This is a genomic window from Klebsiella sp. JB_Kp042 (assembly GCF_040065275.1).
Lineage (GTDB): Bacteria > Pseudomonadota > Gammaproteobacteria > Enterobacterales > Enterobacteriaceae > Klebsiella > Klebsiella quasipneumoniae.
On record NZ_JBEAJL010000052.1, the window covers coordinates 1 to 5,093 of the forward strand.

4 protein-coding genes are annotated in these 5,093 nt (G+C 44.6%); all 4 read right to left on the bottom strand.

Annotated features, from left to right (window positions below):
* Positions 1-214: 214 nt before the first annotated feature.
* Genes ABLV54_RS12800 through ABLV54_RS12815 form a run of 4 tightly spaced genes read right to left on the bottom strand, consistent with a single transcriptional unit; the run spans position 215 to position 4,983 of the window.
* Positions 215-1,234 (bottom strand): fimbrial protein, encoded by a 1,020-nt coding sequence (locus ABLV54_RS12800; protein WP_134896616.1) that lies wholly within the window; start codon positions 1,232-1,234, stop codon positions 215-217.
* A gap of 20 nt (positions 1,235-1,254) precedes the next feature.
* Positions 1,255-3,648, bottom strand: coding sequence for a fimbria/pilus outer membrane usher protein (locus ABLV54_RS12805; protein ID WP_348814172.1), 2,394 nt, complete (start codon positions 3,646-3,648; stop codon positions 1,255-1,257).
* Between the two features lie 11 nt (positions 3,649-3,659).
* A complete protein-coding gene (locus tag ABLV54_RS12810; protein WP_348814173.1) occupies positions 3,660-4,355 on the bottom strand; it encodes a molecular chaperone in 696 nt (231 codons plus the stop codon).
* 58 nt (positions 4,356-4,413) lie between these two features.
* Entirely contained in the window at positions 4,414-4,983 is a 570-nt protein-coding gene (locus ABLV54_RS12815; protein ID WP_136023549.1) for a fimbrial protein, read from the bottom strand.
* Positions 4,984-5,093 lie beyond the last annotated feature (110 nt).

The following is a 5,093-nucleotide window of genomic DNA, read 5'->3' on the forward strand; positions in this document are numbered from 1 at the left end:
ACAACCCGCTACGGGGGAGACTTACCCGAAATCTGATTTATTCAACAAAGCCCCATTACCGCTGTATCTCCAGATAAGAGATAGGCGGTAATGCTGTCAACTTGTTGATAACTATTTTAATCTGTAGTCATTCAATCCTTGTAACATCAGGATAATCCTAGTGTCAGTGAAAATACGAAATCAACAAGTTGGTATCATTACCCGGCGCCACTTCTTAATTATAGGTAACCACAAACGTCGCACTCGCATTCGCCTGACCGGCGGTAACCGTCGATTCAGTCTGAATGTATCTTGCCTGATACTGGAAACTGTAGGCCGACTCACTACCTTTACTTCCCGACCAGATTGTCGCAGGTTCATTCAACACTATCGGGACGCTATTTTTTAATACCTGGACTCCAACCCCGGTCGCGGAACTATCATCACCACTATCATCTATTTTTATAATACCGTTTGCCGCTTGATTACCATCAGCCGTTGCATTAAATTGCATAAAGATGTTACCAACATTCTCGCAGGTGGTAAGATCTATATTGAACGGTACCATATTGGTGGTACTCCCAGGCCCCATAAATACGGACCTATTGTGTCTTCCCAAATTAACTTTAATATCAGCGTTACTGATTTTGCAGGTTGGGGACTTTACCGTAATGCACAATCCTTTTACACTAAACTTTAAAGCGTTGACCCCCTCAAGATAAATATCACCGAGATAATCATTCAGGCAATACTGGCCTGGAGGTGGTAAACCGCTGGTATCAGGAATGCGCCAAAAATAAATAGTGGGTTTTTTGCTTTCTGAATTAAAATACCTGCCCCCAGAAAAGGGGCGTGCTGTTGGATAAGGCATAAAAAGGGAATCGAAATCAATACCATCCTGTTCACCCATTTGAAAACTGTAACCAATCCCCGGTAGACGATCGATACTGTAAACATATCCTGGCTTGCTTTGATAAGCCGGTCCAACGGGAGCGCCACCAATACTATTGTAGCCACTCGGTTCTGAACCACTACAAGTTATATTCCATTCCGTATTATTGGTCAGAGTCATGCCGCCATAGGTGAATAATAAATCTCCAGGCTGGCGATTAAGCACATCTGCTGTAAAATATTTATTACTCAGATTGACGCTATATTCAATTGTTTTACCACTGGTCATCACGCATGCAAGTATTGTGGGGATATATCCTAGATACAGGAAAACAGATAACCCTAGTATCATTTCTCTTTTCATTTTTTGTCTTCCTTAATCATCTATTTGCAAAGGTTTCGGCTGGTCTGTTGATTAACGGAATACGCAAGCTGGCAACGCTGAACACTATTTTCGCCCCAGACCACATGTAAAACCCCCTTGATGTCCGGGACTCTGGCATATAGCAGCCCTCCTTGTCCCACGGCCCCGATGGCTATTTCTTTGCTGTCAAAGACCTCAGCACCCAATGGCGGCGTATTACCATCACTGAGCGTGACATTGGCAAACCATGGGTAGCCAGTACGGGTCGCAAATTTTACCTTCACGGCCGCGCCTGAGTCAGGAACGACGACCGTGCTACTTGATACGATCTCAACTTGATCGCTAATTCCTTGCGGATCGAGATCCAGCCAGTTTTCTGTAAATGGGTTCAGATAAGGGATAATGGTGTAACCACGATTATCCACTGGACGTCCAATACGGTTGGCCACCGTTGCACCGGCAGCCTTAGGGGCCTGTACAATGGCGAATGTTTCACCAATATCAGGTGTCGCAATCACCCCTCCTTCATGCGCAACTAACGCGCCGGAAGTCCCAAGGGAGTACTGCTGTTGATTCTTGCCGGCGCTGGCGCTCGTATTCAGATAGGCATAATGAGTTCGGTAACTACCGTTTGCTCCAATGGAACTCTCATGGCCCCCTTCCTTTGGCATATCGTAACTTGTCGTCAGGCCATAGCTGAGTTCGTTCTTTTCACCCCGACTCCCAGTATAAGTCGCTTGTAACTGGTTGCCGTTATTCTTGTCATAATTGAAACGAGTATGAATATTGCCATTACCGCTAATAGGTATAGAGAAAGAAATTCCGACTATTTGGTTATTTTTATGGTTAGCATCCTGACTTTTCTGTGCATAGATATAGTAGCCCAGGCGTTTATAATTATTCGAATATCCTAGCTGATAGGAGTGATAGGTACCATGCTTCCAGTTTTCACTCCATATGCCATAAAATGACAAGCTACCGCCGCCGAATTGTTGCGATAGATTGGCTGTATACTTTGTCATTTCGCGGTAAGTATAGTTGTCATGGTCATTAGCCGATGCCGCATCACGAATTGAAATATACCTTGCATCGTTACTGTGACTCATTGTTAAGGTAACTCGGGTATCACTGGTCAATGATTTTGTTGCCGAAACGCGCCAGCGATACCCATCCAGCCAGTCATTTTCAACAGTTCTCCAGGAGGAACGCGAAACATCGACAGCCAGTGCTCCCCAGTAAGTATTTAATGCACTACCGACAAGAGTGGAGTAATACCCATCGGTTCCATTTACCCCCATATAGCCGCTAATATAGTCATTAAAACCATACTGCAGAGTTAATTCTCCGAATCCCGGCCGGTTTGAGATATAGCTGTCATCCAGATATCCCATCGACAAATCGTAATACAGCGCCTCCTTACGAACCAGGCCAGGTATGGAAGCATAAGGCACAGTAAACGTGTCCTGGCTGCCATCGGCCTCATGAATCGTCACGATCAGGTCGCCACCTGAATTCGTTGGATAAAGGTCCGCAAAGGAGAATTTACCTGGCGGAACGCTGGCCTCATAGAGTAAGGAACCATTTTGAGTGACGGTTACGCGCGCGTTTGTCCTGGCGATTCCCGTTACCGTGGGTGCAAAACCACGTCGTGACCCTGGCAGCATCCGTTTGTCAGTCGCAACCCTGGCGCCCACGAAGCTGACGCTGTCGAAGAAGGTGCCATCTGTCCATCCCTGCCCGAGCCTAAGGGTTGAGCTCAAATCGAAAAGGCTTTTCTCGGCGTATGTCGAAATATTATCCCACTGAGTATCGTTATCATTTGCCTGATAACTAGACTGGTGGTAAAAGCGCCAGCCGTAAGCGCGAAAACTACCATCAAGCCCGACATAACTGTAATTATGACTATCGCCATGATTGATGCTCTGATAACTATTCGCCTGATAACGTAATACTGCTGCTGGAACACCAACATCGATACTCTCAGGATTAATCTCGCCTCGATACTTCGGTTTTTGTAACGCCTGCGGGATGGTTAAATTTAACGCATTCTCCCCGACGTCATAATGCCATGAAATGCCAGCATTGATCTGCGATAACTGGAGACATGAAGCCTTTTCTGGCCACGTTTTATCTTTAAGCCTCATCACTCTAAATAATACTGGTGTTATGCAGGGCTCAATTTTTTCTCCCACCTTCTGTAGCTCGAATTCAACTTCGCTCGCATACGAACCATTTAAGTAAAGCTTACTGCGATACTTCCCGACATTCATCGGATTACCATACTTAAATTTCTGGAGATCGATATGTGTCGCGTTATGCAAATGCGCACTATTGAAATTAAATGCGTCTTCTGACCATGCAACACCCCATGGTATTATTATTATTAACCCAACATTGATCTCCATGAGTTTCATAATAATGTCCTTTACTGAGGATAATTATGAGTCACAATAGCACCATAATCATTGATGGTTGTGAAGCTGAACTTACCTGGCATGGCTTTCAGTGTATGCTCTTTATTATTTATGCTCATCGTTGAAAATGGCGCCACCATACCAGCAGGTTGTTTATTCCCATTAATCGTGATGCTATCAATGGTGATGTACCATGGAGATGGGTTATTCACAAAGAGTGTGTTATTATCATTGTGAAATTCCCAGGTTAAAGATTTGGCAGCCTCGCTGACATTTCCCTTTAATGTTATCGGACGATAAAATAACTTAATACGTGAACGAATCGATAACTGTAAATAGTTGCTACCTTGACTGTTTTTAGGCTCTGGCGGTATATCTAACATGTTAAACCAGTACAATGACTCACGATCTTGTGGATGCGAGGCGCCGCTAAAAACCAGACGATAGGTCTGTCCTTTTCCTGGTTCAACACGAATAATCGGCGGCAGAACCACAAAAGGCGCCATGTCTTTGCCTGTATTATTTTGTATTGTGCCACCATCAACCCATGCTTGCGTCAGTGACGGCATATCCCCTGAATTAGTGACTCTGACTGATACCTCTTTCCGGTCAGATGGAAAGATCACTCTGGTCCCATCAATGACAATATTTGCATTCGCGAAAGGTATATATACGAATAAAAGAAACATAAAAAAGTAACGAGTCATATTTCAACATCTCCCTGTTCTCTGAGCAGGCAGCCCCTGCCGGAGCTGCCTTAACGTCTTACGGATAAACGATAGTGAAGTTCACGTAGGAACTCACTTTCCCAGCCTCAGCGGCATTTGTCGCAAAGTAACGTGCATAGAAAGGCAGTGTCGCAGAACCATCGACAGGCGTCACGACCGTTGAGTTACCACCCGTGACTTTTCCGGTCGTTGGATCAATGGTTTGGTTTGCAAGGTCAATTACACCATGATTATTATTCAGTAGTTCGATATCAACATTATTCGCGCCCTTATTAGAGTCATCAGCAGGAATGGTATTTTTTAGTCGCCCCTCCGTTGAGACATATTCATTCGGTTCAAAATAGACCGAAACATCTGAAGCACTTGCACAATTTTCAAGACCAATAGTGAAAGGTGTTGTCCCCGCAGTTTGATTCGCGGCAGACAATGCAGACACCTGAACAGTGGGTAGTGTGACAATTTTATTTTTATCACCGCTGATGACAGTACAGGTATTAGTAATAATTTCACCATTGAAGGTCACTTTTCCATCAGCAGCCAGCGCCACTGTTGGGGCAAAGATCATTACTGCCGCTGCTGACGCCATTCCTTTGATGAACATGTTCATAATTAACCCTTATCTGTAATTTTCAATAAATTTACGTAACACTCATCATCAAGTCACGGCTTTGTTGAATAAATCAGATTTCGGGTAAGTCTCCCCCGTAGCGGGTTGTG

What these genes read in the sequence shown, in the direction of transcription:
- ABLV54_RS12800 (WP_134896616.1), bottom strand. Translation starts at nt 1,234, where the DNA reads ATGAAAAGAGAAATGATACTAGGGTTATCTGTTTTCCTGTATCTAGGA.
- ABLV54_RS12805 (WP_348814172.1), bottom strand. Translation starts at nt 3,648, where the DNA reads ATGAAACTCATGGAGATCAATGTTGGGTTAATAATAATAATACCATGG.
- ABLV54_RS12810 (WP_348814173.1), bottom strand. Translation starts at nt 4,355, where the DNA reads ATGACTCGTTACTTTTTTATGTTTCTTTTATTCGTATATATACCTTTC.
- ABLV54_RS12815 (WP_136023549.1), bottom strand. Translation starts at nt 4,983, where the DNA reads ATGAACATGTTCATCAAAGGAATGGCGTCAGCAGCGGCAGTAATGATC.